The organism is Hydrogenophaga sp. L76 (genome assembly GCF_057654755.1).
Window position 1 is genome coordinate 894,965 of the sequence record NZ_CM172807.1, and the last position, 24,036, is coordinate 919,000.

Sequence of the window (24,036 nt, forward strand, 5' to 3'; positions counted from 1 at the left end):
GCGATGCCTTGGCTCACCCCGTCCGCGACACTGACCACCCTGGTCGGCGGACTGGGGTTTGCCGAGGCGCCGCGCTGGCACCAGGGTCGGCTGTGGTTTTCTGATTTCTTCCAGGCGCAGGTGATGTCGGTCGACATGGCCGGCGACGTGCGCGTCGAATGCACCGTGCCGCACAGTCCCAGCGGCCTGGGCTGGCGCCCGGATGGCAGCCTGCTGGTGGTGTCCATGCACGACCGGCGCCTGCTGGCCCTGCGCGACGGCGGCTTGCAGTGTGTGGCCGACCTGTCGCCGCAGGTGGGTGGGCACTGCAACGACCTGCTGGTCGATGCCGCGGGGCGCGCCTATGTCGGCAACTTCGGATTTGATCTCTACGCGAAAGCGCCGGTGCGCAGCACGCAGCTGATGCGGGTCGATCCCGACGGCAGCCTGCACGTCGCCGCCACCGAGGTGACGTTTCCCAACGGCATGGCGCTGACGCCGGACGGCCGCACGCTGGTGGTGGCCGAAACGCACGCGCAGCGGCTGACCGCGTTCGATGTGGACGACCAGGGCGGGCTTTCGGGCCGGCGTGTCTGGGCCGATCTGACCGGCGCCTTCCCCGATGGCCTGTGCCTGGACGCCGAAGGTGCCATCTGGGTGGCCGATGCGCGCGGCCACCGGGTGCTGCGCGTGATGGAACAGCGCGGTGTGGTGCAAACGATCCCCACCGGGGAGCGCGGCAGCTTCGCCTGCATGCTCGGAGGGGCCGATGGCCGCACCCTGTTCATCTGTACCGCGCCGGCCTTCGGCCCGGAAGCGGGCGCGCGGCGCGAGGGCCGCATCGAGTTCACGCAGGTCGCCGTGCCCCACGCCGGTCGGCCTTGATCCGGGGGCAAGGCATGGACCAGAATGCGCCGATGCAGATCATCCTGGTGCGTCATGGCGAAACGGCGCTGAATGCGGCGCGTGTGCTGCAGCCACCCGACACGCCGCTGTCGGCGCTGGGCCTGCAGCAGGCGGGTGCCGTGGCGCGGCGGCTCGCCGGCGACGGTGTGGCCGGCATCGTCAGCAGCGACCTGGCGCGCGCGCGGCAGACCGCCGAAGCGATCGCGGGCCGCTGCCATAACCTGAAGGTGGCGCTGTCGCCCGCGTTCCGCGAGCGCGACTTTGGCGACTGGCGCGGGTTGCCTTACGACAGCCTGCCCGCCGATGCGCTGCACACGGAAGCCGCACCGCCCGGTGGCGAGTCCGCAGCGGATTTCGCGGCGCGTTGCCGCCAGGCCTGGGCGGCCTTGCTGTCCCTGCAGGCGCACCTGGGTGGCGCGCTGGTGGTGGTGTCGCACGGCCTGACCATCGGCCAGTGGCTGGCCGGCCTGCCGCTGGCGCCGGGCACCGGCCAACGCGGGGAGCGGCTGGGCAACACCGCGGTCACGCAGGTGGACGCCACGACACCGCACACCGTGCGCCTGTTCAACTGCACCCGGCACCTGGCCGCCGGGCTGCAGGAGGGCGCGGGCAGCCTCTCGGGCGGCTGAAGCGCGCTGATCCCGCGCTTGACGCTTCTCAGCCGCGCGGCAGCACCACCAGCTTGCCCATCGCCCTGCGGCTGGCCAGGCGCTCGATGGCGTCGGCCGCCTGCGACAGCGTCACGCGTTCGGTCACCGGCGGCTTGAGCTTGCCCGCCTGGAACCAGCCGGCCAGTTGCTTCAGATCGGCCAGCAGCTGCTTCGGATCTTTGGCCATGGCCGCGCCCCAGAACACGCCGAGGATGGCGCGCTCCTTGAGCAGGGTCAGGTTCAGCGGCAGCTTGGGGATGTCGCCCGCCGCGAAGCCCACCACCAGGTAGCGCCCGCGCCAGGCGGTGGCGCGCAGGGCCGGTTCGGCATAGGGGCCGCCGACGGCGTCGTACACCACGTTGGCCCCTTGGCCGTTGGTCAGGCGCTCGACCTCGCGTCGCCACTCGGGCTGGGTGTAGTCCACCGTCTCGTCGGCGCCGGCCTGTTTCGCCAGGGCGCGTTTTTCATCGCTGGACGCGGCGGCGATCACGCGCGCGCCCAGGGCCTTGGCGATCTCGATGGCCGCGATGCCCACGCCGCCGGCTGCGCCGAGCACCAGCAGGGTCTCGCCCGCCTGCAGCTTGCCGATGGTCTGCAGCGCGTGCAGCGAAGTGCCATAGACCAGCACGAAGGAGGCGCCGGCCGCGTAGTCCATGCCCTCGGGCAGAGGGATCACCTTGGCGGCATCGGCCACCGCCTGTTCGGCGAAGGCGCCGGTGCCCGTGGAGCAGACCACACGGTCGCCGACCTTCACGTGGCTCACCCCGTCGCCCACCGCGCTGACCACACCGGCCAGCTCGGCGCCGGGCGTGAAGGGCAGGGGCGGCTTGACCTGGTAGAGGCCCTGGACCATCAGCGCGTCGGGGAAGTTGATGGACGCGGCGTGCACGTCCACCAGCACCTGGCCCGCAGCGGGCGAGGGGCTCGGAATGTCTTCGACCACGAGGGTGTTGATGGGGCCGAAGGCGTTGCAGCGCAGGGCTTTCATGGGGGTCTCCTGGGGTTGTCCGGGTCAGTCGAAAACGATCATGCCGCGGGCGTTGCGGCCTTGGGCCAGATCTTCAAAGGCCTGCGGCGCTTCGTCGATGCGATAGCGGTGGGTGATGAGCTCGTCGAGCTTGAGGCGCCCGCCCTGGTAGAGCGAGATCAGGCGCGGGAAGTCTTCGCGCGGACGGGCCGAGCCGTAGTAGCTGCCGGTCAGCGTCTTTTCCTCCATTGACAACGTGAGCGTCCTGATCGAGGTCGTGTCCTTGACGCCGGCCACACCCACGGCCACCGCGGTGCCGCCCTTGCGCAGGCAGCCATAGGCCTGGGCCACCACCTCGCCGTAGCCCACGCATTCAAACGCGTAGTCGGCGCCGCCGCCGGTGAGCTTCTTCAGTGTCTTGACGATGTTCTCGTCGCCGCTGGCGTTGACGGTGTGGGTGGCGCCGAACAGGCGGGCCAGTTCGAGCTTGCTGTCGGCGCGGTCCACCGCGACGATCATGGCCGCGCCCGCGATGCGGCAGCCCTGGATGGCGTTCAGGCCCACGCCGCCCGCGCCGAAGACCACGGCGATCGAGCCCGCCGTCAGGCGCGCGGTGTTGACCACCGCGCCCACGCCGGTCATGACGCCGCAGCTGACCAGCGCGCAGCACTCCATGGAGACGTCCTGCCCGATCTTCACCACGTTGTCCTGGTGCAGCGTGGCGTAGTCGGCCATCACGCCGCAGCCCGAGAAGATGTTCAGCGGCTGGCCGGCCATGTCGGTCAGGCGCGTGCTGCCGTCGGGCAGGGTGAAGGCGGCCTTGCCCGCCTGGTCGCACAGCTGGGGGCGGCCGGTGGTGCAGTAGCGGCAGTGGCCGCACATGCTGACGAAAGACGAGACCACACGGTCGCCCACCGCCAGACCCTTGACGCCGTCGCCCACCGCCACCACGGTGCCCGCGCCTTCGTGGCCCAGCACCACCGGTGGTGGCAGCGGGATCACGCCTTTGGCGGCTGACAGGTCGCTGTGGCAGACGCCGCAGGCCGAGATCTTCACCATGACCTCGCCGGCCCGGGGCGGGTCGACCCAGATGTCTTCGACGGTGACGGGGGCGCCGTGTGCGCGGGCGATGACGGCGCGGGCTTTCTGACGGGTGCTCATGGTGTGGCTCCTGATGTGTCCTGCTGGTTTTGGCGCTCCTGCAACTGGCGCCACATGATCTTGCCGGTGCCCGACTTGGGCAGGGCCTCGGTGAATTCGACGATGCGCGGGCTCTTGTAGGCGGCCATGTGATCGTGCGCCCATTGCACGATGTCGGCCTCGCCGACCTGTCCCCGGTGTTCCGGTTTCAGCACCACCACGGCCTTGACGGTCTCGCCGCGTCTGGGGTCCTGCGCGCCGATCACGCAGACCTCCAGGATGGCGGGGTGGTGGTACATCATCGCCTCCACCTCGGCCGGCCAGACCTTGTAGCCGCTGGCGTTGATCATGCGTTTGAGGCGGTCCATCATGAAGAAGTAACCGTCTTCGTCGATGCGGGCGAGGTCGCCGGTGCGCAGGAAGCGCCGGCCGTCGATGGTGAGGAACGCCTCGGCCGTGGCCGCCTCGTTGCGCCAGTAGCCCTGCATGACCTGCGGCGCGTGCACCACGATCTCGCCGGTTTCGCCCGGGGGCAGCTCCTGCAGCGTCGCGGGGTCGATGATGCGGGCATCGACGTCGAACACCGGGATGCCCAGGCACTGGGCCTTGGGGCGCTGCGGCGGGTTGATGTGGGTGGCCGCCATGGTCTCGGACATGCCGTAGCCCTCGACATAGTCCAGCCCCAGCAGGTCCTTGAGTTTCTGGGCCACCGCGGCGGGCATGGCGGCGCCGCCGCCGCGGATGCCGACCAGGCGCGAGAGGTCGTATTCGCCGATGCGCGGGTTGGCCAGGAAATCCACCACCATGGTGCTGATGGCCTGCCAGCCGGTGATGCCGTGGCGCTGCATCAGCTCGGCCGCCACCTCGCGGTCCCAGCGCGACATGACCACGATGGTCCCGCCCAGGAACAGCGGGCCGTTCATGCCGCCGGCCATGCCGGTGACGTGGAAGAAGGGCAGCACCGACAGCGCGACCGAGTCCTGGTTGCGTGCGAACCACTGCATGCCGCCGATGGCGGTGCATTGCGCGCTGCGGTGTGTGTGCATGCAGCCCTTGGGGTGGCCGGTGGTGCCCGAGGTGTAGGGCATCACGCACAGGTCGTCGGGGCCGGCGGTGTGCGGGCCGGGCGCGTGGTTCGCGGCCAGTGCGTCGGCCCAGGCGTGCAGGCCGGCACCGTCCACGCGCTGGCGCGGCGCGGTCACGAAGTCGGGCAGGCGCAGGTCGGTGGCGGTGTGCAGGTAGTCGCTGTAGGTGGCGACCACCACATGGTCCAGCGCATCGGCCCCCGCGGCGCCATGGGCGCTGTGATGGGGCGTCAGCTGCGCCAGCAGGTCCTGGGCGGTGATGGCCACGCGCGCGCCGCTGTCGGCCACGTAATGCGCCAGCTCCTCGCTCATGTTCATCGGGTTGACCGGAACCACCACCGCGTTGGCGCGCAGGATGGCGTAGTAGCCGATCACCCACTGCGGGCTGTTCTGCAGGTAGAGCAGCACGCGGTCGCCGGCCTGCACGCCGCAGACCTGCTGCAGGTGACCCGCCAGGCGCTCGGCATCGTCGCGGAAGCGGCCAAAGCCCAGTGGCGAGTCGTAGTAGACGATAAAGGGTTTGTCGGGGTAGCGCCGGGCCGAGACCTCGGCGTTGAACCACAGGCTGGTCTCGGGCAGCGTCAGCTGCCGGGGCAGTCCGGGCGGCCAGTGGTCGTGGTGCAGGGTATTCATGTCTGGCGGGCCAGGAAACGGCCGATCTCTTCCTTCGCGATGGCGTTGCGGTGCACCTCGTCCGGGCCGTCGGCGAAACGCAGCGTGCGCGTGGACGCATAGGAGCGCGCCAGACCGAAGTCGTCGCTCACGCCGGCGCCGCCGTGCACCTGCATGGCCCAGTCGATCACCTGCAAGGCCATCGACGGCGCGGCCACCTTGATCATGGCGATCTCCTGTTTGGCCGCCTTGTTGCCGACCTTGTCCATCTTCCAGGCGGCGTGCAGCACCAGAAAACGCGCCTGGTCGATCAGGATGCGCGACTGCGCGATGCGTTCGCGCGTCACGCCCTGTTCGGCCAGCGTGCGGCCGAAAGCCGTGCGCTGGGTGGCGCGGCGGCACATGTCTTCCAGCGCGCGCTCGGCGCGGCCGATCACCCGCATGCAGTGGTGGATGCGGCCCGGGCCCAGACGGCCCTGGGCGATCTCGAAGCCGCGGCCCTCGCCCAGCAGGATGTTCTCCACCGGGACGCGCACGTCGGTGAATTGCACCTCGGCGTGGCCGTGGGGCGCGTCGTCGTAGCCGAACACGGGCAGCGACCGCAGCACCTGCACGCCCGGGGCGTCCATGGGCACCAGGATCATCGACTGCTGCGAGTGCTTGGGCGCGTCGGGGTTGGTCTTGCCCATGAAGATCAGCACCTGGCAGCGCGGGTCGTTGGCGCCCGAGGTCCACCACTTGCGGCCGTTGATGACGTAGTGGTCGCCATCGCGCTGAATGCGCGCTTCGATGTTGGTGGCGTCGCTGGAGGCCACGGCCGGTTCGGTCATGGCAAAGGCCGAGCGGATATGGCCGTCCAGCAGTGGCTGCAGCCAGCGTTCCTGTTGCGCCGGGGTGCCGTAGCGCACGATGGTCTCCATGTTGCCGGTGTCGGGCGCCGAGCAGTTGAAGGGTTCGGAGCCGATGGGCGAGCGGCCCATGATCTCGGCCAGCGGCGCGTACTCCAGGTTGCTCAGGCCCGCGCCCAGCGGCGACTCCGGCAGGAACAGGTTCCACAGCTCGGCGGCCTTGGCCTTGTGTTTGAGTTCCTCCATCACCGGCGGCTCCTGCCAGGGGTTGCCGGCGGCGCGGAAGGCTTTCATTTCGGCCTCGAACACCGGTTCGGCCGGGATGATGTGTTCGTCCAGGAAGGCGCGCACGCGGGCTTGCAGGTCCTGGACCTTGGGGGAATGGTCGAAATCCATGGGGGCTCCGTTCGGGAAAGGTGGTTTGAGACTAGGGCCTGCTCACACTATTTTTCCAAGTGCGAATGGGTTGAAAACAGCGCCAATCTAGGCGCGAGACGACGGCCAGACTGGGTGTCTGGCCTAGGAGTGCAACAACGAGTGGCGCTGTTTTCAACCCATTCCCTTCGGGTTGCGGCCAAAAAGGCCATGCGCGGCGTTGCGAAGCCTTGCCGGGGGCGACCCCGGCTGCGTTTCGCGCCTTGCGCATGGCCTTTTTGATCCGCAACGCATCTTGGAAAAATAGTGTGAACAGGCCCTAGAGGGTCTGGGCCAGCGCCCAGGCCTGTTCGGCCAGGGGACGGGCGCGCTTGCCGGTTTCCTCCGCGCTGGCGTTGGACGCGTTGCCCAACTGGGCGCGCTTGGCAATGCCCTGCAGGATGCCGACCAGGCGGAACATGTTGAACACCAGGTAGTAGTTCCAGTCGCGCGCGGGGACCGCGGCGCTGCGGCCGGTGCGCATCAGGTAGCTGGCCAGGTAGTGCGCCTCGCTCGGGATGCCCAGGGCCGCGATGTTCACGCCCGCCAACCCGCGAGAGGTCGGTGGCATGCGCCAGCTCATGCAGTGGTAGGCAAAGTCCACCAGGGGATCGCCCAGGGTGGAGAGTTCCCAGTCGAGCACGGCCAGGATGCGCGGCTCGGTGGGGTGGAAGATCACGTTGTCGATCCTGTAGTCGCCGTGCACGATGCGGCTTTCGCCCTCGGGTGGCATGTGCCGGGGCAGCCATTCGATCAGGCGGTCGGCGGCTTCGATGGGTTCTGTCTCGGCGGCCTTGTACTGCCGCGTCCAGCGCGCCACCTGGCGCTCCAGGTAGGCACCGGGGCGGCCATAGTCGGCCAGGCCGACGCTGGCCGGTTGCACCTTGTGCAGGGCGGCCAGCACGCGGTTGAGCTCGTCGAAGATGGCGCCGCGCTCGGCCGGCGTCATGCCCGGCAGGGTCGGGTCCCAGAAGATGCGGCCCTCCACATGGTCCATCACGTAGAAGGCCGAACCGATGACCGCGTCGTCTTCGCACAGCGCGTGGGCGCGCGCCACGGGCACGTCGGTGCCGGCCAGCGCCCGGATGACGCGGAACTCGCGGTCCACCGCGTGGGCCGAGGGCAGCAGCTCGCCCATGGGCTTGCGGCGCAGCACATAGCGCTGCCCGCCGGCCATGAGCAGGAAGGTGGGGTTGGACTGCCCGCCCTTGAACTGCGCCACCGCCATCGGGCCGCTGAAGCCCGGCACGTGGGCCTGCATCCAGCGCGCCAGCGCCGCCTCGTCGAAGGCATGGGCCGGGCTCACCGGCTGGGTGCCGGTGAAGAGGGTCTGGGGTGCGTTCATCGTCAGATGGCCGAGGCGCCGCCGTCCACCGCGATGAACTGGCCAGTGATGTGGCGCGAAGCCTCGCTGGCCAGGAACACGACGGAGCCCATCAGGTCCTCGTCGCCGCCCAGGCGCCTGAGCGGCGTGCGCGCGGTCATGGCCTCGCCGATCGTGTCGAGCAGACCTTCGGACATCTTGGTGGGGAAGAAGCCGGGGCAGATCGCGTTGACGTTGATGTTGTAGCGGCCCCATTCGCTGGCCAGCGCGCGGGTGAAGTTGATGGCGGCCGCCTTGGAGGTGTTGTAGGCCACGGTGTGCACGCCCGGCCCCATGCCCTTGAGGCCGGCGACCGAGGCGATGGTGATGATCTTGCCCCTTTGTCGCGGGATCATGCAGCGCCGCCCCACCTCGCGCGAGAGGAAAAACGGCGCGTTGATGTTCAGGTTCATCACCTTGTGCCAGGCCTCGTCGGGGTAGTCTTCGGCCGGGGCGCCCCAGGTGGCGCCGGCGTTGTTGACCAGGATGTCGATCGGCCCCAGGCCGTGGATCACCTCGTCCACCAGCGCCGGGATGCGCTCGGTTTTCTGCAGGTCGCTCACCATGGTCTGCACCGTGATGCCCAACGTCTCCAGATGCGCCTTCGCTTCGGCCAGTTCGTCGGCCTTGCGCGCGCTGATGGCGACCTTGCAGCCCATCTCGCCCAGGGCCTGGGCCATCTGCAGGCCCAGGCCGCGCGAACCACCGGTGACCAGGGCGACCTGGCCGTCGAGTCGGAAGAGTTGTTCGACGCCCATGGTCAGCACACCTCGAACAGGCCGGCCGCACCCTGACCGCCGCCGATGCACATGGTCACCACCACGTACTTCGCGCCGCGGCGCTTGCCTTCGATCAGCGCGTGGCCGGTCAGCCGCGCGCCGCTCACGCCATAAGGGTGGCCGACCGCGATGGCGCCGCCGTTGACGTTGAGCAGTTCGTCGGGAATGCCCAGCTTGTCGCGGCTGTAGAGCACCTGGCAGGCAAAGGCCTCGTTGAGTTCCCATAGGCCAATGTCCTCGACCTTCAGGCCGGCGCGCTGCAGCAGGCGCGGCACCGCGAACACCGGGCCAATGCCCATTTCGTCGGGCTCGCAGCCGGCCACCGCGAAGCCGCGGAAGATGCCCAGCGGCTGCAGGCCCAGTTGTTCCGCGCGCTTGCCGTTCATGACCACGCAGGCCGAGGCCCCGTCCGAGAACTGGCTGGCGTTGCCGGCCGTGACCACACCACCGGGCAGGGCGGCGCGGATCTTCTGCACCGCCTCCAGCGTGGTGTCGGCGCGGATGCCTTCGTCGCTGTCGATGGTCACCTCTTTGGTGGAGATGCGGCCACTGGCCTTGTCCACCACGCCCATGACGGTGGTCATGGGCACGATCTCGTCCTTGAATTTGCCGGCCGCCTGCGCGGCGGCGGCGCGCTGCTGGCTGCGCACACCGTATTCGTCTTGCGCGAGCTTGCTGATGCCGTAGCGCTGGGACACGGTCTCGGCCGTCTGCAGCATGCTCCAGTACAGCTCGGGCTTGTGTTCGACCAGCCAGGGGTCGCGTCGCATGTGGGCGTTGGACTCGTTCTGCACGCAGCTGATGCTCTCCACGCCACCGGCCACGATGGCCGGGCAGCCTTCGACCATCACGCGCTGCGCGGCCATGGCGATGGTCTGCAGGCCCGACGAGCAGAAGCGGTTGACCGTCATGCCGCCGACGGTGACGGGCAGGCCGGCGCGCAGCGCAACGGCACGCGCGATGTTGCCGCCGGTGGTGCCTTCACCGAAGGTGCCGCCCATGATGCAGTCTTCGATTTCGCCCGGGTCGATGCCCGCGCGCTGCACCGCGTGCTGCACGGCGTGGCCGCCCAGCGTGGCGCCATAGGTCATGTTGAAAGCGCCCTTCCAGCTCTTGGCCAGTCCGGTGCGCGCGGTGGAAACGATCACGGCGTCGATCATGTGGGTCTTCCTTGTGGGGTTCGGTTCATCAGGCGAAGGCTCGGCCTTCTTCGGCCAGCCGGCGCAGCAGCGGGGCAGGTTGCCACCAGTCGAAGGCGCCGGGCTCGGCGGCAAAGCCATTCAGCGCGCGCTCCACGTTGAACAGGCCCACCTCGTTGGCGTAGCACATGGGGCCACCACGGTGCGCCGGGAAGCCGTAGCCGTTGAGGTAAACCAGGTCCACGTCGGAGGCGCGCACCGCGATGCCTTCGTCCAGGATGCGCGCCGCCTCGTTGACCATGGCGAACACACAGCGCTGAACGATCTCCTCGTCGCTGACCTTGCGGGCGGTCACGCCCTTGGTCTTGCGGTACTCGGCCACCAGTTCCTCGACCAGCGGATCGGGCAGGGCGTCGCGCACACCGGGCGCGTAGCGGTACCAGCCGGCGCCGGTCTTCTGGCCGAAGCGGCCGAGTTCGCACAGCTTGTCGGCCACGGTGGGCTCGTGCGGCACGCCGGCTTCGGCCGCCTTGCGCTTGCGCGTGGCCCAGCCAATGTCCAGGCCCGCCAGGTCGCCCATGCGGAACGGCCCCATGGCGAAGCCAAAGCGCTCCAAAGCCTTGTCGATCTGCTGTGGCGAGGCGCCGGCCACGATCAGCGCGTTGGCTGCGGCGCCGTAGCGCGCCACCATGCGGTTGCCGATGAAACCGTCGCACACGCCCGAGACCACCGAGACCTTGCGGATCTGCTTGCCCAGGGCCAGCGCGGTGGCCATCACGTCCTTGGCGGTTTTTTCACCGCGCACGATCTCCAGCAGCTTCATCACGTTGGCCGGGCTGAAGAAGTGCAGGCCCAGCACGTCCTGCGGGCGGCTGGTGAATCTGGCTATTCTGTTGATGTCCAGGTAGGAGGTGTTGGAAGCCAGGATCGCACCGGGCTTGCACACCGCATCGAGCTGGCGGAAGACCTTCTCTTTCACGTCCATCTGCTCGAACACCGCCTCGATCACGAGGTCCACGTCGCTGAACCCGGCGTAGTCCAGCGTCGGTGTGATCAGGCCCATGCGCTGCTCCACCTGTTCGGCGGTGAGCTTGCCGCGCTTGGCGCTGTTGTCGTAGTTGCGGCGGATGGTGGCCAGGCCCCGGTCCAGCGCTTCCTGGCTGGTTTCCAGCAGCACCACCGGCAGGCCGGCGTTGAGGAAGTTCATGGTGATGCCGCCCCCCATGGTGCCTGCGCCGATGACGCCCACCCGGGCGATGGGGCGCAGTGGCGTGTCGGCCGGGATGTCGGGCAGCTTGCCGGCAGCGCGTTCGGCGGCGAACACATGGCGCGCGGCGCGCGATTCGGGCGTGTTCATCAGCGCGAAGAAGGCGGCGCGCTCGCGCCTGAGACCTTCGTCAAAAGGTTGGGTCACGCTGTCCGCCACGGCTTCCACACAGGCCAGCGGCGCGGGCAGACCCTTGGCGGCGGCCTTCACGCTGTTGCGCGCGAACTGCAGGAAAGCGTCGGTGCCGGCGGTCGGCAACTTCAGGTCGCGCAGGCGGCGCAGCGGCTTGCCGTCTGTCACGGCCTGCCGGGCGAATGCCACGGCGGCGGCGACCACATCGGCATCCACCACCTGGTCCAGCAGGGCTGTGCCTTCGAAGCTGGCGGCCTTCTGCGGTGCACCCGAGACGATCATGTTCAACGCGGCCTCCAGGCCGACGGCGCGCGGCAGGCGCTGTGTGCCGCCGGCGCCGGGCAGGAGGCCCAGCTTGACCTCGGGCAGGCCCAGGGTGGCGTTTTTGAGCGCCACGCGGAAGTGGCAGCCCAGCGCCAGTTCCAGCCCGCCGCCCAGGGCGTGGCCGGCGATGGCGGCCACCACCGGCTTGCCGGCGTTTTCCAGCGCACGGATCACGTCCGGCAGGTGGGGCGACATGGACGACTTGGCCGTGCCGAACTCGCGCACGTCGGCGCCGCCGGAAAACAGCTTTTCGCCGCCAGTCAGCACGATGGCGGTGACGGCCGGGTCGGCCAGGGCGCGGTCGAGCCCGGCCACGATGCCGCTGCGCAGCGCGTGGCCCAGGCCGTTGACGGGCGGGTTCTGCAGGGTGAGCACGGCCACCGTGCCTTGCTGGGTGTAGTCCACCGGGTTCATGGATGTCTCCGTTGTGGGAAAGAAAAAGAAAAAGTGCGCAAGGCGCCGGGGCTGGATTGCCCCGGACCTAGGGATTACCATGATCTGCAGTGCAGAACACAGTTTCAAAACGAAGCGGATAATAGCGACAAACGATGGCCTGAACAATCCCATGCACGACGATCTGATTCCCCGACGCGACATCCAATTCCAGCTTTACGAGGTGCTGGATGCCCAAGGCCTGCTGCAACGCCCACGCTACGCCGAACACAGCCGCGAGACCTTCGACGCCGTGCTGGACACCGCCACGCTCATCGCCGCCGACCTGTTCGCGCCCCACGCCCGCCTGGGTGACGAGCAGGAACCGCAGGTGGTGGACGGCAAGGTGGTGTTGCCCGAGGGCGTGCAGGCCGCGGTGCGCGCGTACTGCGAGGCGGGGTTCCTTTCGGCCAGCGCCGACGAGGCGGCCGGGGGCATGCAACTGCCGGTGCTGGTGACGCAGGCCTGCCTGTCGGTGTTCCGCAGCGCCAACGTGGCCACCACCTCGTATGTGGGTCTCACGGCGTCCAACGCCAACGTGATCGAGAAATTCGGGAGCCCGGTGCAGCGGGCGCGCTACCTGCAGGCGCTGCGCAGCGGCCGCTTCTTTGGCACCATGGCGCTGACCGAGCCGCAGGCCGGCTCCAGCCTGAGCGACCTGCGCACCAGCGCCACCCCGCGCAGCGATGGCAGCTACCTCATCAAGGGCCAGAAGATCTTCATCTCCGGTGGCGACCACGAGCTGAGCGAGAACATCGTGCACCTGGTGCTGGCCCGGCTGCCCGACGCGCCACCGGGCGTCAAGGGCATCTCGCTGTTCACCGTGCCCAAGTTCCACACCGACGAGCAAGGCCGCGTGGGCGCACGCAACGACGTGGCGCTGGCCGGGCTGATCCACAAATGCGGCTGGCGCGGCACCACCTCGACCATGCTGTCCTTCGGCGAACAGGACGCCTGCGTGGGCGAGCTGGTGGGCCGGCCCCACGAAGGCCTGGCCTGCATGTTCCACATGATGAACGAGGCCCGCATCGGCGTCGGCATGGGCGCCATCATGCTGGGCTACCGCGGTTACCTGGCCTCGCTGCGCTATGCGCGCGAGCGGGTGCAGGGCCGGGCGCCGTCGAACAAGGACCCGCTGTCGCCGCCGCTGCCGCTGGTGGCGCACGCCGATGTGCGGCGCATGCTGCTGGCGCAGAAAAGTTATGTCGAAGGCGCCTACGGCCTGGCGCTGTACGCGGCCCGGCTGGTGGACGAACAGCGCACCGAATCCGATCCGCAGCGCCTGCAGGAAGTGGCGCTGCTGCTGGAGCTGCTGACGCCGGTGGTCAAGTCCTGGCCCTCGCAGTGGTGCCTGGAAGCGAACTCGCTGGCAATCCAGATTCTGGGCGGCTACGGGTACACGCGCGAATTCCCGGTGGAGCAGTACTGGCGCGACAACCGGCTGAACATGATCCACGAAGGCACGCACGGCATCCAGGCGCTGGACTTGCTGGGCCGCAAGGTGGTGATGAAAGACGGCGCCGCGCTGGCGGCGATGCACCGCGTGGTGACTGCCAACATCGCCGAGGCCCTGGAGCAGCCGCCGCTGGTGCCGCTGGCCCAAGCGCTGCAGACGGCCTGGCAGGACGTGAGCGACTCGGTACAGGCCCTGCGCGTGCCGCTGCAGACCGACGGCGAGGCCGTGCTGGCCAATGCCCACCTGTTTCTCGAAGCCTTCGGCCACACGCTGCTGGCCTGGACCTGGCTGCGCCAGGCCACCGTGGCGCAGCAGGCGCTGTCGCGTGGCACCGACACCGACGCTGACGAGTCCTTCTACCGCGGCAAGCTTCAGGCCGCACAGTGGTTCTTCCGCTGGGAACTGCCCAAGGTCGCGCCCCAGCTGGCGCTGCTGCGCACGCTGGACGACAGCCACCGCGCCATGCAGGACGCATGGTTTTGAAAATGGTGAAACACCCCCCCGCGCCGCTTCGCGTCACCCCCCTCCAGGGGGGCGGCACTGGCCGGCCGGCAAAGCCGGCCCGGCGGTGCCTCTGGGTGGCGTGGTTTTTTGCGTCGTGGGTGGCGCTCCGACACCATGGAAAACTGACATGAACGACATCAGCGTGCCCGAAGGCTTCCGGCCCCATGTCTACGGCGGTGCCTCGTACTTTCAGACCCTGGGCGACCTGTACGTGCGCGAGCGGCCCGACGGTCTGCTGGTGCTGGGGCTGCGCCTGCTGCCGCAGCACTGCAACCGGCTCGGCATACCCCACGGTGGCATGCTGGCCACGCTGGCCGACGGTGCGCTGGGCATCAACCTGCACCGCGCGCGCCGCCACAGCCCGACCATGGTGACGGTCAACCTGAGCCTGGACTACCTCGCGGCCGCCCGGGTGGGCGAATGGCTGGAAGCGCATGTGACGCCGCGCCGATTGGGCAAGCAGCTGGCGTTTGGCGACTGCGTGCTGCGCGTGGGTGAGCGCGAGGTGTTGCGGGCCACGGGCATTTTTTCCGCTGTGGCGCGGGTGCGCCCGGTGCTCGAAACGGACGGCTGAGCACCGCCGTACGCTGCTTCAGCGCGGCAGCGCGTCTTCGATCGAGCGCACCACTTCCAGCAGGCGCGGCCGCACTTCCTGCAACAGGAATTCGGGCGAGAGGTTGTACGACGGGCCGCCCACGTTGACCGCCATGAGCGGCAGGCCGTTGCCCGGGTCAAAGGCGCGGGCGATGCCGTTGACCTCCTTGTTCCAGTCGCCGAAGGAGCAGGTCACGCCCAGCGTGCGGTAGTCCTCCAGCGCCTTGTTCACGCCGGCCTGGATCCCGGGCCAGGCCAGGTGGTCGAGTTCGCGGATCTGTTCCAACGCCTCCTCGCGCTCGGTGGCGGACACCGAGGCCAGCCAGGCACGCCCCATGGCCGAGGCCGCCAGCGGCATGCGCGAACCCACATCCAGCGTGAGCGTGAGTGCGGCGCTGCTGCGGCAGTTCTCCACATAAATCATCGAGAGCTTGTCGCGTACGCCCAGTGAGACCGAGGCGCCGGAAAAATTGGCCAGCTCCTGCATCATGGGCCGCGCGATCTTGCGCACGTCCAGGCGCGTGAGCAGCGCGCTGCCCAGCGCCAGGCAGGCGGTGCCCAGGCGGTAGCGCCCGCTTTCTTCGACATGGATCAGGTAGCCCAGCTTGGTCAGCGTCATGGTCAGGCGCGAGACCGTGGACTTGGGCAGCTTGCAGCGCACCGCCAGCTCCTGGTTGCTCAGCGTGGCTTCGCCGGTGCGAAAGCAGGCCAGCACTTCCAGCCCGCGCGCCAGGGCGGTCACGAAGTGGCGGTCTTCCTTGGGCTTTCGCGCCGGGGTGGGGCGCCTGGGGCGCTCTGCCGGCTTGCTGTCGCCCGCCGCGGACGCCGCCGTTTGCGGGCTGCTGGGGTCTGCGCTCAAAATGGAACTCCGTTCTGCAAAACGAGACATCACTGTACCCGGATTGTCGAGAGTTCCCGTGGGGGTATTCTTCAGGGTATACCAGAGCGCACCCGGTGCTCCGTCCCTGCGTGCGGCCGCTCAGGTGTAGCGGCGCGACACCATCTCGGCCACGCAGGCCGGTTTGCTGCTGCCCTCGACCTCCACCAGCGCCTGCCAGATGACCTGGGCACCGCCGTCGGGCAGCGCTTCGACCGACTGCAGCGTGAAACGCGCGCGGATGCGGTCGTCCACCCGCACCGGCGCCATGAATCGCACCCGGTTGAGCCCGTAGTTCACCGCCATGCGGGTGCCGTGCACCGTGATGCAGCCTTGCGAGAGGCCCGGCAGCAGGGACAGCGTCAGGTAGCCGTGCGCGATGGTCGTGCCGTAGGGCGATTCACGGCGCGCGCGCTCGGCGTCGATGTGGATCCACTGCAGGTCGCCGGTGACCTCGGCAAAACGGTTGATCCGATCCTGGGTGACGGGCAGCCAGTCGCTGACGGCGAGTTCCTCGCCCACGCGCGCGGTCAGCGCGTCCAGGCTTTCGGTCTCGAAGGTCTGCTTGCCGGAGTCCATCACAGCGCCTTGATCAGCTCCGGCACCGCCGTGAACAGATCGGCTTCCAGCCCGTAGTCGGCCACCGAGAAGATCGGCGCCTCAGGGTCCTTGTTGATCGCCACGATCACCTTCGAATCCTTCATGCCGGCCAGGTGCTGGATGGCGCCCGAGATGCCGCAGGCCACATACAGCTGCGGCGCCACGATCTTGCCCGTCTGGCCCACCTGCCAGTCGTTCGGCGCGTAGCCCGCATCGACCGCGGCGCGACTCGCGCCCAGCGCGGCACCGAGCTTGTCGGCCAGCGGCGTCATGACTTCGTTGAACTTCTCGCTGCTGCCCAGCGCGCGACCACCGGAGACGATGATCTTGGCGGCGGTGAGTTCGGGGCGGTCGCTCTTGGCGATCTCGCTGCCGAGGAATGTGCTCTTGCCGCTGTCGGCCTGCGCTGCCTGGGTTTCCACGGCGGCGCTGCCACCGGTGGCGGCGGCCGGATCAAAGCCCGTGGTGCGCACGGTGATGACCTTGGTGGCATCGATGCTCTGCACGGTGGCCATCGCATTGCCGGCGTAGATCGGGCGCTCGAAGGTGTCGGCGGCGATCACCTTGGTGATGTCGCTGATCTGGCCCACGTCGAGCTTGGCGGCGACGCGCGGGGCGATGTTCTTGCCGCTGGCGGTGGCGGGGAACAGGATGTGGCTGTAGTTCGAAGCGATGGCCAGCACCTGCGCGGCCATGTTCTCGGCCAGGCCGTGCGCCAGGTACTCGGCGTCGGCGTGGATGACTTTGGAGACACCGGCGATCTGGGCAGCGGCAGCAGCGGCACCGGCAGCGTTGTGGCCGGCGATCAGCACATGCACCTCACCTCCGCACTGGGCGGCGGCGGCGACGGTGTTGAGCGTGGCGCCCTTGATGGAGGCGTTGTCGTGTTCGGCAATGACGAGTGCGGTCATGTTCTTGTTCCTCAGATCACTTTGGCTTCGAGCTTGAGTTTTTCGACGAGCGCCGCGACGTCCGGCACCTTGATGCCGGCGCCGCGCTTCGGGGGCTCGCTGACCTTGAGCGTCTTGATGCGCGGGCTCACATCCACCCCGAGGTCTTCGGGCTTGACGGTGTCGAGCTGCTTCTTCTTGGCCTTCATGATGTTGGGCAGCGTCACATAGCGCGGCTCGTTCAGGCGCAGGTCGGTGGTGACGATGGCCGGCAGGGTGAGGCTCAGGGTTTCCAGGCCACCGTCGACTTCGCGGGTCACCTGGACCTTGCCGTCCACCACCTCGACCTTGGAGGCGAAGGTGCCTTGCGGCAGGTCGGCCAGCGCAGCGAGCATCTGGCCGGTCTGGTTGCAGTCGTCGTCAATCGCCTGCTTGCCCAGGATCACGAGGCCGGGCTGTTCCTTGTCCATCAGCGCCTTGAGCAGCTTGGCCACGGCCAGCGGCTGCAGTTCTTCGGCCGTTTCCACCAGGATGGCGCGGTCGGCGCCGATGGCCATGGCGGTGCGCAGGGTCTCCTGGCACTGCGTGACGCCGCAGGAGACGGCGATCACCTCGGTGACGACACCCTTCTCCTTCAGGCGCACGGCTTCTTCGACCGCGATTTCGTCAAACGGGTTCATGCTCATCTTGACGTTGGCCATGTCCATGCCGGACTGGTCGGCCTTGACGCGCACCTTGACGTTGTAGTCCACCACGCGTTTGACGGGGACGAGGATTTTCATGAGGGCTCCTGTGGGAAGTGAGGAAATCGGCGCCGAACGGCTTCAGCGCACGGGTGTGTTGAGGCGCTCGCGCAGTTCACGCTTGAGCACCTTGCCGATGGCGCTGCGCGGCAGTTCGTCGATGAACTGCAACGCGGCCAGGCGCTGGGTCTTGCCCGAGCGCTCGTTGTGCCAAGCGATCAGTGCGGCTTCGTCGGTTGCATCGCCAGCGCGGCGCACCACAAAGGCCACCGGCGTCTCGCCCCACTGTTCGGACGCCACGCCGACCACGGCTGCGTCGTCCACGGCCGGGTGCTGGCGCAGCAAGGCTTCGAGATCGCTCGGGTAGAGGTTGAAGCCGCCGCTGATGATCATGTCCTTGCGGCGGTCCATCAGCACCAGGAAACCGTCTTCGTCGAAGCGGCCGACGTCGCCGGTGCGGATGAAGCGCTGGCCGCTGGCGTCGAACCACTCGACTTCGCGCGTCTTCTCAGGCTGGTGGTGGTAGCCGGCCATCATCGCGCCCGAACGGCCGACCACCTCGCCGGTGCTGCCTGGCGGCAGTTCGCGCCCGTCTTCGTCGATCAGGCGGATGTCGTGGCCCGGTGCGGGCTGGCCCACGGTGTGCAGTTTGTCTGGGTGTTCGTGCGCGTTGAGGATGCAGGTGCCGCCGCCTTCGGTCATGCCGTAGAACTCGACCAGGCCGCCGGGCCAGCGCGCCAGCACGTCGGCCTTGAGGTCGGCACGGAACGGCGCGCTGGTGCAGAACTTCATCTGGAAGGCGCGCAGGTCGAAGCGTCCGAAGTCCGGCACGGCCATGAGGCGCTGGTACTGCACCGGAACCAGCATGGTGTGGGTGATGCGCCGTTCTTCGGCCAGGGCCAGGTAGCGCGTGGCGTCGAACTTCGGCATCAGGTGCACGCAGCCGCCAAACGCCAGCGTGGGGAAGAACACCACCAGCGTGGTATTGGAGTACAGCGGCGTGGACAGCAAGGTCTGCGTCTGCGCGCTGTAGCCGTAGCGTGCGCCGCGGCACACGTGTTGCCAGCGCATGCCGTGCGACTGCACGATGCCTTTGGGCGTGCCCGTTGTGCCCGACGAATAGATGATGTTGAACGGCGCTTCGGGTGGCAGGTCCACCGCCTGCGGCGTATAGCCGGGGGGCGCCAGCCAGTCGTCGAAGCCTGGCGCCGCGCTGCCGTCGAGCCACACCACCGAAGCCTGACCGGGCAACAGTTCGCGCGCGGCGGTGTCGGCAAACACGCGCTGCGCCTGTGCGTCGTCGAGCATTTGCGCCAGGCTCTCGCGTGTGACCGACGGCGCCAGCGGCGCCACCACCACGCCCGCGCGCAGCGCGCCCAGGTAGAGCGCGGCATAACGCACCGAACTGGCAGCGCAGATGCCAATGGCGTCACCCGGCCGCACGCCGTCGCGCTGCAGCGCCGCGGCCACCCGGTCCATCAGCGCGTCGAGCTCGCGCCAGTTCAGGGTCTGCACGTCGTCGCGCAGGGCGGCGTCACCGGGTCGTTCTTGCGCGTGTTCGCGCACCAGCGCAGCGATGGTGAGGAAGGGCGTTTCGTCGGTGATGGGGCGGGGCATGGAGGCACGCGGTCAGTGGCTACCCAGCGCAATGTAGCGCGCCAGGTGGTGGTCTTCGTCCCCGAGCTGGTGGTCGATCATCACCAGGCGCTTGGCGTAGTGCGCCATGGGCAGTTCCCAGGTCATGCCGATGCCGCCGTGCAGCTGGATGCTTTCTTCGGCCACCAGGGTGCCGATGCGGCCGATGCTGTACTTGGCGGCCGACAGCGCGCGTTCGCGCGTGACGCGATCGGCGCCCATGGCGGCTGCGGCGTTGATCACCGCAGAGCGGGCCTGCTCGATCTCCAGCAGCACGTCGGCCATGCGGTGCTGCAGCGCCTGGAAGCTGCCGATGGGCACGCCGAACTGCTTGCGTGTGCGCAGGTAGTCCAGCGTGTGCTGCCGGGTCACGTCCATCGCGCCCACAGCTTCGGCGCACAGCGCCAGCAGGCCCCAGCCCACAGCCTGCTCCAGCACGGCCAGACCCTGACCTTCGGCGCCCAGCCGGGCGGTGGCGGGCAGCTGCACCTGGTTGAACACCAGCTCGGCCACGCGGCCGCCGTCAACCCGGCCGTAGCCCTGGTGGGCGATGCCCGCAGTGTCGGCCGGCACCAGGAACAGGGAGATGCCGGCCTCGTCGTCCACCGCGCCGCTGCTGCGGGCGCTGACCAGCAACAAGCCCGCGGTGTCGCCGTGCAACACCACGCCCTTGCGGCCATCGAGCCGGTAGCCATCGGCGGTCCGGGTGGCCTGCAGGCCCACGTGCGCCAGTTCGTAGTGGCCCCCGGCCTCGTCGTGCGCCAGGGTCGCCACCGTGCTGCCGTCCAGGATGCCGCCGAGCCGGGCCTTCTGGGCGTCGGTGCCGGCGGCCACGATCGCGCGGCCCACCACCAGCGCGCCCAGAAAGGGTTCGATCACCAGGCCCTTGCCCAGGCTCTCGAACACAACGGCGACATCAAAGCCCTCGCCGCCGAAGCCACCCACGACTTCAGGAAACAGCGCGCCGATGGCGCCCAGCCCGGCCAGGCCGTTCCAGACCTCGGCGCTGTAGCCGGTGGCCGATGCCGCAGCGGCGTGGCGCGCTTCGATGGGGTACTGCTCGGACAGGAAGCGGTCCAGGGTGTCGGCGAGCATGCGCCGGTCTTCGGTGTGTTCAAAGTTCATGGTCGTGCCTCACAGTCCGAGGATCATCTTGGAGATGATGTTTTTCTGGATTTCGTTGGAGCCGCCGAAGATCGACAGCTTGCGGTAGTTGAAGTACTGGGCCGCGGCGGCCCGGGCTTCGTCGGGACCCGACCAGGGCCCGTCGTAGCCAACGTGCAGGGCTTCTTCAACGAAGGGCAGGGCGTAGGGCCCCATGGCGCGGCGCATCAGCGCGAGCAGTTCCTGGCGGATCTCGGTGCCGCGGATCTTGAGCATGGAGCTTTCCGCCCCCGGCACACCGCCGCCGGCCACGGCGGCGATCACGCGCAGGTTGGTGGTCTTCATGTTCTCCAGGTCGATCTCCACCTTGGCCAGCCGGGCGGCGAACATCGGGTCCTGCAGCAGCGGCATGCCCTTGTGCAACACGCGAGACGCCACCGCCTTGAGCTTCTCCAGCCCCGCCACCGAAAAACCCACGCCGGCAATGTTTGTGCGCTCGTAGGTCAGCAGGTACTTGGCGCAGGTCCAGCCCTTGTTTTCTTCGCCGACCAGGTTCTCGATCGGCACCTTCACGTCGGTGAAGAACACCTCGTTGACTTCGTGCTCGCCGTCCAGCGTGATGATGGGCCGCACCTCGACGCCGGGGCTGTTCATGTCCACCAGCAGGAAGCTGATGCCCTCTTGCTTCTTGGCTTCGCGGTTGGTGCGCACCAGACAGAAGATCATGTTGGCGTGCTGGCCCAGCGTGGTCCAGGTCTTCTGCCCGTTGACGATGTAGTGGTCGCCCTCGCGCACGGCGGTGGTCTTCACGCCCGCCAGGTCGGAGCCCGCGCCCGGCTCCGAATAGCCCTGGCACCACCAGTCTTCGCCGCTCAGGATGCGCGGCAGCCAATGGCGCTTCTGCGCCTCGTTGCCGTACTTGATCAGCACCGGGCCCAGCATGCCGACACCAAAAGGCACGATGCGGGGCGTGTGGGCCAGCGCGCATTCGAGCTCGAAGATGAATTTCTGCACCGCCGTCCAGCCCGGGCCACCGTACTGCTCGGGCCAGTGGTTGGCCAGCCAGCCGCGCTGGTTGAGGATGCCGTGCCATTGCTCCATGTCGGCCTTGCTCAAGTGCTGGCCGTTGCGCACCTGGGACGACAGCCGCTCGGGCAGGTGTTGCTGGAGGAAGCCGCGCACCTCGGTTCGAAAGGCCTCTTCCTCGGGGGTGAAGTTCAGATCCATGCCGTGTCTCCTTCGTTGAAAACGGTTCAACGTTCTGCAATGCAGATTATCAATGGCGGGTTTGTATTGGACAATAGGGTTTTGTGTTGACACACTGTCAAACCAAGCTTGTCAATCATGGACCTCAACGACCTTGCCCTGCTGGTGGAAATCCACGACGCCGGCAACCTAAGCCAGGCAGCGCGGCGCCTGAAGATGACGCGCGCCAACGTCAGCTACCGGCTCGCGCAGTTGGAGCGCGCGGTGGGCGCGCAGCTGTTTCGCCGCACCACGCGCCATGTGGAAGCCACCGAGCTGGGACTGCGCCTCTACCAGCACGGCCTGGCGGTGCGCAACGAACTGCAGGCGGCGCAAGAAACGCTGGCGTCACTGGGCCAGGGCCTGCAGGGCCGGGTGCGGCTGAGCGTGCCCAGCGGCTACGGGCAGATGGTCATGACGCCCTGGCTGATCGCCTTCAAGCGCGAATACCCGGGTGTGGTGCTGGACGTGCTGTTCGAGAACCGGGTGGACGACCTGATGCGTGACGAGGTGGACGTGGCGGTGCGCATCATGGCCGCGCCGCCCGCAACGCTCGTGGCGCGCGACATGGGGCGGGTGCGTTACCTGTGCTGCGCCTCGGCAGGCTATGCGGCCGCGCATGGCCTGCCGCAGAGCCTGGCCCAGCTGCGCCACACGCCGCTGATCACCTCGGGCGTGGTGGGGCGTGAACTGCGCCTGGCCGCCTACCGGGGCGAACAGCGCGAAGAGGTGACGCTGGAACCCACCCTGATCTCGGAGCATTTTCCGTTTCTCCGTGAGGCCGTCCTGGCCGGGTTGGGCGTGGGGCTGGTGCCCGACTACGTGGTGCAGGACGCGGTCGACAGTGGCGCCATCGTGACCGCGCTGGACGATCTGCGACTGAGCATCTTCGGCAACCAGATCTTCATGCTCTACATGCCGAACCGGCACCAGACGCGTTCGGCGCGCGCGCTGATCGACTACTTGCTGGCGCTTGCAGGCTGAAGCGGGGCGCTCGCATGGATGCTTCTACGTCCCTTGCGCAGTTGCCTGGTGCCTCCCAAATCGACAGACTCATCGAATCTGAGCGCGAGCATCTTTCAAGAGGAGCAACAACTGATCTTCACGCAAAGGGGACCCGATGAAGCCGAACCGGGAGTAGAAGCGTGCGGCGTCTTCATCGATCGGGTGGGTCAACAAAGCGCGAATACCGGCGTGCTCTGCGATCAACAAGGCGAGGCGAATGGCCTCCTTGAGCATGCCGACGCCGATGCCTTTGCCCTGGTCCTGCGTGGACACGGCCAGCCTGGCCAGGACGATCACCGGAATCGGGAACTGTCCCATTCCTTTGCGTATGCGGTCGGGTGCGTCGGTGGTGTCAACTTGGCCCACCGTGAGGCTGAAATACCCGACTACCCGATCGTCGGGACCATTCACTGCGACGAACGTCCGGGCTGAGCCGCTGCTGCCGGCCTGGAGCGCGTGCTTCACCAACCATTCGTTGAGCGCCGGCTTGCCACAGTCGAAACCGGCGAGCCGGTGCGATGTGTTGAGCGGGACGGGCGCCCTCGGCATCAACGGGTTTCCCAGGGGTCTCTACGAGAGAACAGGTCGCGCAGACCTTCATTGGGCTGAGCAGGACGGTCCAGCAGCTCCAGCAGCTCCTGGCACTTCGAGCCCGAGGCGACGAACAGGCGTTGATCGAGCAACGTCTGTTCTGCGACCGAATAGGCGCTCTGGAGGATGAAATCGGTCAACGACTTGTGGGCCACCTCGGCAGCGCGACGGATCACCGCCTCTTGCTCAGGTGTGGCGCGAAAGCCGAGTCTGGCCGAACGGCTGTTGGACGTGGAGGCAACGGTAGACATGTGAGGGCCTCGGAGGGATTGTTCATTTTATGTTAGTACAACAGGCGTACAAAGTCAAATAAACGGCAAGAGAGATCGTGATACCGTCAGGTCACTCTTGCATACCGTCATCGCCTTCGGGAGCGAGCTCCTGATACCGTCATTGCGTTACAAACATGCCACTTTCGCATTCCAATCGCTGCCGCAAACCATCAATGACCAAGATCGAAAGCAAAGAGCCCTGGGACGGGCTCTCGTACGGTGACGGTAAATCTGTCGGTATCGGGCCCGTTCGCACCCTGCAAACAGGGCGCTTTTTCCTCTGTGCCGCGACCGGCTGTTGACAATTGAGTGGGAATGACCCAATATCGTCCCAAGGTGTTTCCGAGCATCCCAAGACAACCCGATTTCGCTGTGGGGACAAGGACTTAGCGTCCAACGGCGTCCCATCGAATCCCAGGGCGTCCCAGGCGTTCTGACGGTTGACTTGACGGTAACCGGGCTCCTTAGCTGGCAGGCCTGCAG

General features: G+C 68.0%; 22 protein-coding genes. 5 read left to right on the forward strand and 17 right to left on the reverse strand.

Translation table 11 applies throughout. The features are described from left to right. Positions 1–3 precede the first annotated feature (3 nt). Positions 4–864: an SMP-30/gluconolactonase/LRE family protein gene (locus tag AC23D4_RS04220; RefSeq protein WP_472887899.1), complete on the forward strand. Its 861-nt coding sequence runs from the start codon at positions 4–6 to the stop codon at positions 862–864. Between the two features lie 32 nt (positions 865–896). Beyond that, entirely contained in the window at positions 897–1,514 is a 618-nt protein-coding gene (locus AC23D4_RS04225; RefSeq protein WP_472887898.1) for a histidine phosphatase family protein, read from the forward strand. Between the two features lie 28 nt (positions 1,515–1,542). On the opposite strand, the gene AC23D4_RS04230 is transcribed toward AC23D4_RS04225, so the two are convergent. The 8 genes from AC23D4_RS04230 to AC23D4_RS04265 all read right to left on the reverse strand — a co-directional run bounded on the left by AC23D4_RS04230 (position 1,543) and on the right by AC23D4_RS04265 (position 12,019). Next, entirely contained in the window at positions 1,543–2,523 is a 981-nt protein-coding gene (locus AC23D4_RS04230; protein WP_310567272.1) for an NADPH:quinone oxidoreductase family protein, read from the reverse strand. Between the two features lie 24 nt (positions 2,524–2,547). Continuing rightward, complete coding sequence (locus tag AC23D4_RS04235) at positions 2,548–3,663, reverse strand: zinc-binding dehydrogenase (protein WP_472887897.1); 1,116 nt, start codon at positions 3,661–3,663, stop codon at positions 2,548–2,550. Then, complete coding sequence (locus tag AC23D4_RS04240; protein ID WP_472887896.1) at positions 3,660–5,360, reverse strand: long-chain fatty acid--CoA ligase; 1,701 nt, start codon at positions 5,358–5,360, stop codon at positions 3,660–3,662. The genes AC23D4_RS04235 and AC23D4_RS04240 overlap by 4 nt, the downstream gene beginning before the upstream one ends. Next, positions 5,357–6,583 carry an acyl-CoA dehydrogenase family protein gene (locus tag AC23D4_RS04245; protein WP_472887895.1) on the reverse strand — a complete coding sequence of 409 codons (1,227 nt, stop codon included), beginning with the start codon at positions 6,581–6,583 and terminating at the stop codon, positions 5,357–5,359. The genes AC23D4_RS04240 and AC23D4_RS04245 overlap by 4 nt, the downstream gene beginning before the upstream one ends. Positions 6,584–6,881: 298 nt before the next feature. Beyond that, on the reverse strand, positions 6,882–7,946 hold the full coding sequence (locus AC23D4_RS04250) for a phosphotransferase (RefSeq protein WP_472887894.1): 1,065 nt from the start codon (positions 7,944–7,946) through the stop codon (positions 6,882–6,884). 2 nt (positions 7,947–7,948) lie between these two features. Beyond that, entirely contained in the window at positions 7,949–8,722 is a 774-nt protein-coding gene (locus tag AC23D4_RS04255) for an SDR family oxidoreductase (RefSeq protein ID WP_472887893.1), read from the reverse strand. A gap of 2 nt (positions 8,723–8,724) precedes the next feature. After that, positions 8,725–9,903: an acetyl-CoA C-acyltransferase gene (locus AC23D4_RS04260; protein ID WP_472887892.1), complete on the reverse strand. Its 1,179-nt coding sequence runs from the start codon at positions 9,901–9,903 to the stop codon at positions 8,725–8,727. Positions 9,904–9,931: 28 nt separating this feature from the next. Next, the gene (locus AC23D4_RS04265) at positions 9,932–12,019 is read right to left on the reverse strand and encodes a 3-hydroxyacyl-CoA dehydrogenase NAD-binding domain-containing protein (RefSeq protein WP_472887891.1); all 2,088 of its coding nucleotides are present in this window, start codon (positions 12,017–12,019) and stop codon (positions 9,932–9,934) included. Between the two features lie 151 nt (positions 12,020–12,170). Between AC23D4_RS04265 and AC23D4_RS04270 the strand changes: the two genes are divergently transcribed. Then, positions 12,171–13,976 (forward strand): acyl-CoA dehydrogenase, encoded by a 1,806-nt coding sequence (locus AC23D4_RS04270; protein WP_472887890.1) that lies wholly within the window; start codon positions 12,171–12,173, stop codon positions 13,974–13,976. 148 nt (positions 13,977–14,124) lie between these two features. Beyond that, entirely contained in the window at positions 14,125–14,571 is a 447-nt protein-coding gene (locus tag AC23D4_RS04275; RefSeq protein WP_472887889.1) for a PaaI family thioesterase, read from the forward strand. 18 nt (positions 14,572–14,589) lie between these two features. Here AC23D4_RS04275 and AC23D4_RS04280 read toward each other — a convergent pair whose 3' ends face one another. From AC23D4_RS04280 to AC23D4_RS04310, 7 genes are all read right to left on the reverse strand, one after another. Beyond that, positions 14,590–15,333 (reverse strand): IclR family transcriptional regulator, encoded by a 744-nt coding sequence (locus AC23D4_RS04280; RefSeq protein WP_472888003.1) that lies wholly within the window; start codon positions 15,331–15,333, stop codon positions 14,590–14,592. Positions 15,334–15,570: 237 nt separating this feature from the next. Beyond that, positions 15,571–16,047 carry a MaoC family dehydratase gene (locus AC23D4_RS04285; protein ID WP_472887888.1) on the reverse strand — a complete coding sequence of 159 codons (477 nt, stop codon included), beginning with the start codon at positions 16,045–16,047 and terminating at the stop codon, positions 15,571–15,573. After that, positions 16,047–16,979 (reverse strand): electron transfer flavoprotein subunit alpha/FixB family protein, encoded by a 933-nt coding sequence (locus tag AC23D4_RS04290; protein WP_472887887.1) that lies wholly within the window; start codon positions 16,977–16,979, stop codon positions 16,047–16,049. The genes AC23D4_RS04285 and AC23D4_RS04290 overlap by 1 nt, the downstream gene beginning before the upstream one ends. An 11-nt stretch (positions 16,980–16,990) precedes the next feature. Beyond that, positions 16,991–17,740 (reverse strand): electron transfer flavoprotein subunit beta/FixA family protein, encoded by a 750-nt coding sequence (locus AC23D4_RS04295; protein WP_472887886.1) that lies wholly within the window; start codon positions 17,738–17,740, stop codon positions 16,991–16,993. A 42-nt stretch (positions 17,741–17,782) separates the two neighbouring features. Continuing rightward, positions 17,783–19,318, reverse strand: coding sequence for a class I adenylate-forming enzyme family protein (locus tag AC23D4_RS04300; protein ID WP_472887885.1), 1,536 nt, complete (start codon positions 19,316–19,318; stop codon positions 17,783–17,785). A gap of 12 nt (positions 19,319–19,330) precedes the next feature. Further along, a complete protein-coding gene (locus AC23D4_RS04305; RefSeq protein ID WP_472887884.1) occupies positions 19,331–20,461 on the reverse strand; it encodes an acyl-CoA dehydrogenase family protein in 1,131 nt (376 codons plus the stop codon). Positions 20,462–20,470: 9 nt separating this feature from the next. Beyond that, positions 20,471–21,667: an acyl-CoA dehydrogenase family protein gene (locus AC23D4_RS04310; RefSeq protein ID WP_472887883.1), complete on the reverse strand. Its 1,197-nt coding sequence runs from the start codon at positions 21,665–21,667 to the stop codon at positions 20,471–20,473. Positions 21,668–21,784: 117 nt separating this feature from the next. Between AC23D4_RS04310 and AC23D4_RS04315 the strand changes: the two genes are divergently transcribed. After that, positions 21,785–22,669 (forward strand): LysR family transcriptional regulator, encoded by an 885-nt coding sequence (locus tag AC23D4_RS04315; protein WP_472887882.1) that lies wholly within the window; start codon positions 21,785–21,787, stop codon positions 22,667–22,669. Between the two features lie 69 nt (positions 22,670–22,738). Here AC23D4_RS04315 and AC23D4_RS04320 read toward each other — a convergent pair whose 3' ends face one another. Next, positions 22,739–23,239, reverse strand: a complete 501-nt coding sequence (locus tag AC23D4_RS04320) for a GNAT family N-acetyltransferase (protein ID WP_472887881.1) — start codon at positions 23,237–23,239, stop codon at positions 22,739–22,741. After that, entirely contained in the window at positions 23,239–23,532 is a 294-nt protein-coding gene (locus tag AC23D4_RS04325) for a type II toxin-antitoxin system TacA family antitoxin (protein ID WP_472887880.1), read from the reverse strand. The genes AC23D4_RS04320 and AC23D4_RS04325 overlap by 1 nt, the downstream gene beginning before the upstream one ends. Positions 23,533–24,036 lie beyond the last annotated feature (504 nt).